The 3,598-nt window shown below is 39.7% G+C and carries 2 protein-coding genes and 1 pseudogene; all 3 read left to right on the top strand.

Going from position 1 to position 3,598, the window contains the following annotated elements; all coding sequences use genetic code 11:
* The first annotated feature begins 338 nt into the window (after positions 1 to 338).
* Positions 339 to 1,688, top strand: a complete 1,350-nt coding sequence (locus tag ETR37_RS17630; RefSeq protein WP_129447599.1) for a hypothetical protein — start codon at positions 339 to 341, stop codon at positions 1,686 to 1,688.
* Positions 1,689 to 1,956: 268 nt separating this feature from the next.
* Positions 1,957 to 2,871 (top strand): tyrosine-type recombinase/integrase, encoded by a 915-nt coding sequence (locus ETR37_RS17625; RefSeq protein WP_129447598.1) that lies wholly within the window; start codon positions 1,957 to 1,959, stop codon positions 2,869 to 2,871.
* A gap of 66 nt (positions 2,872 to 2,937) precedes the next feature.
* Positions 2,938 to 3,598, top strand: a pseudogene (locus tag ETR37_RS17620) (IS6 family transposase); the annotation flags it as partial.

Raw genomic sequence — 3,598 nt, 5'->3', positions numbered from 1 at the left:
TTTATGGAAGGCATATGTATAATTTTGGATAATCAACACTCGTGTCCCTGTACATCTATATTTGTCTACCCAACCAAGAAGAGAAGGAGGGATTCTTTATCATTTCACTAGTTTGCGTTATATCTCAATTTAACGAATATGTATACATACAGAATAAATGTTTGGTATAATTTCAATAGATGGTTTATAAGCGTAAATTTAGTAGACTTAATGAGCACAGCATGGTATCTTTATATGCGCTTATAGAATAAATAGGATTTAGATAACAATAAAGACAAATATAGTAAATAAGAGGCTCAAAAAGAAAATGTTTAGGCTAAATAAGGAAGGGGTCTAATTTGACATTAATTGATCAAATTATTAATCACCCAATGTATTCAATTTTGGATAAAACAAAAGAATCCTTAGAAAATATTGAAAATGATGAGGATTTTACCACAAGTCTTGATGAGTACTCAATACAAACACTAAATAGAGTCCGGGCTGTTCTCTCCTGTTTAGAAGTACATATAAATTCGATAGACCCTTTATTATTACGTAAGGCATTGCAAGATCAGATAAATGCCGAACTTAATAATATTAATAATCAATTATTTAATTTTAATGTAACTTTTAGAGACCACAATCATTTAAACACTTTAAATCAAAGATTAGATAATATCCTACTCTTTACAAGCCAATTAGTTAACATAGTTAATGAGGAGTCAATTGAAACAATTCGCGAAACTGTTACTTCTTTTAGAAAATCAGTTGGACAACAGAAATCTTTTTTGGAGCGACAACAAGAAGAATTTTTAGAAAAGTCATCTTCTATTTACGATCAGATTGAAGATTTTAAACAGAAGATAGAAGATTATGAGTCAAAGCTTAATTTGGAGTTACAAAAAATTCAAGATAAATATAATGAACTCCACCAAAATTTCATTACTTCTCAAGAGTCTAGATCTCAGCAATTTCTAGAACTTAAAGAAAATTTTATTGAAGAATTTGATGAGATTACTGAAGATTTAAATAACAAAACCCAAGAAATTATATCGTCATTTCGGGAAAAATTTGATTCTATAACAGAAGAGTTAACTTCAACATATGAATCCTTTTTAGAAGAAACCAAACAGAAACTGGCTGATTACGACAGTATGTTAGAGTCCCATAAAAAATCAGTTGAGGAATTAGTGGGTATTATATCAACCAGTTCAATTTCTGGACACTTTAAAGAAGTCGCTGATTATAAGAGAAAAGCAGCTTTTTGGTGGCAAATAGGAACTATAGGTTCGTTCTTAGTTACAATTGCATATGGCTTTTACGCTTTTATATGGAATAACCACGAAATTGATTGGCCTGGATTAATTGCACGATTTATTGTTACTGTTGCCCTAGGTTCCCTAACCGCTTATACAGCAAAACAAGCAGCATATAATGAAGCTGAAGAAAGAAAAAATAGAAAGATGGAAGTCGAATTAAAAACTTTAAACCCATATCTTGCATCTTTCTCACCTGAAGACCAAATAAAACTTAAACAACAATTGTTTCCTCATATTTTTGGTAAAGAAGAAGTCGCTGTTAGCCAAGAAACTACACCGACAAGTAACGCTAACTCTGACTTAGTTAATGTTCCCTTAAACACTAATTTGGTAACACAGGCTATTCAAGTTCTTATAGACGCTGCTAAAAACACTAAAACTCAATAACTTTTTCGTTAAAATTGTCAAAATGATGCTTTTATGATATATTCGTCCCCCCTGATGTTTCAAAGGGGGGGATGATTTCATTGAGAAGTTTGGAATGCAACATAATAGTTGTTACATTAAATCAATTTAACTCATCGTATAATTTACATTATATGACTAACAATTGATTCTTTTTTATGATATACTCGTCATATAATGTTATTTTTTAAACCGATTATTTGCTCTTCGAATCCTTTTAAACTCGTCGTATAAGTGAAAGGGTGAAAAAATGCTCAACGAGTATGTCACTTACCTTCAGGAAAAAGGAGCTTCCCCAAATACGATCATCTCCTATACGAATGACTTGAATATCTTTTTCAATGATTTACATATCCGTCCAAGTGATTACGTCACGCCGGCCGACATTCGCAAATGGATCCAGCAAATGTTGAATCCGGCGGAAGGAAAACCGTTGGCCATTTCCACGATCAATCGTCGCTTGAATTCGTTGCGAAGCTTTTATGCTTGGGCGGTCGAACATCATAAGATCGAACAGAACCCCATGAAAGACATCCAGGATTTAAAATCAGCCGATGAAGATAACGAAAAAATTATGTGGCTGACGGAAGAAGAATTCGAGGACTTATTGCATCGGATGCGGAAAAAGCCGATGCAAAGCCGGGGAGTCGATCCCGAGGAGAAATATCGTCGGGACCGTGCGGTGGTGTACTTGCTTACCTATGCAGGATTGCGTGTGGAAGAGTTATCAAATTTAAAATTAACGGACTTGGATTTAGAAATGAAACGAATTCGGATCGTGGGGAAGGGAATGAAGGTCCGGACCGTACCGATCTCAAACATCCTACTGGCGGAACTTGAGGATTGGCTGAAGTTTCGCGCGGAAATGGCGAAAAAGAAGCCGCATGTCGCCGAATCGCCATACGTCTTTTACAGCCAACGCTCGCCGAAGTTTTCGGTCCGGGGCATTCAGCGAATGATCGAAAGCTACAGCCTGCCGAATAAAAAATTAACTCCACATATGTTCCGACATACGTTTTGCAAATGGATGCTAAAGGCGACGAACAACGATATTGAAAAAGTGCGTCGGTTGGCCGGCCATAGTCACATCGCGACGACGTCAAGGTACTTAAAGGATAGCTACAGCGATTTGGCGGACGCGGTGGAGGCGTTGCCGAAGTTTTAAACCTATTTTTTATATGATGTACAATATAAACACTTATCAACTATAGATGAGCAAATCCGCTAACGTAATTTGTCCCGGCTGGCTGCGTCGCCGCACGTGTTGGGGCTCGTGTTGACGCTGCGTCAACTTTGGGATGTCCTCGAGGGAAACCGCCGCCTCCATGAGGGACATCCATGGCGTCTCGATCTCCCATCAGACGGTGCTCCACTACGCCAACAGCGTCGCGCTTTGGATCAAGCCCTTTGTCGACCGGTTCCCGTATGAGCTGTCCGGTTCGTTTTGCGGGGACGAGACGTATATTCGCGTCAAAGGGCGCTGGCATTACCTGTTCTTTCTATTTGACGCCGTCAAAAAGATCGTGCTGTCCTATCGCGTCTCGCCCAACCGGGACACGCTCTCGGCCATCAAGGCCATCGATGATGTCCTCAGGAAGTTGGTGTCCCTCCCGGACGACTTGTCATTTGTCGTCGACGGCAACCCGATTTACCGGCTGGCGCAACACTTCTTTGCCCAACACGGGATTTCGTTTGACGTCCGCCAGGTGATCGGCCTGACCAACGAAGATCCGGTCTCGGAAGAGTTTCGCCCTCTCAAGCAGATCATCGAGCGATTCAACCGGACGTTTAAAGGCAGCTGCCGTCCGACCCATGGGTTCGGTGCGGAAGAAGGCTCGGTGTCCTTTGTGACTCACATTTCGCACCCTCTCGACGAAAATCGGGAGGATTTT

The organism is Geobacillus sp. PK12, from assembly GCF_004123125.1.
GTDB lineage: Bacteria > Bacillota > Bacilli > Bacillales > Anoxybacillaceae > Geobacillus > Geobacillus zalihae.
The sequence above is the reverse complement of the archived record's forward strand: the minus strand, read 5'-3'. Positions and strand labels throughout refer to the sequence as shown.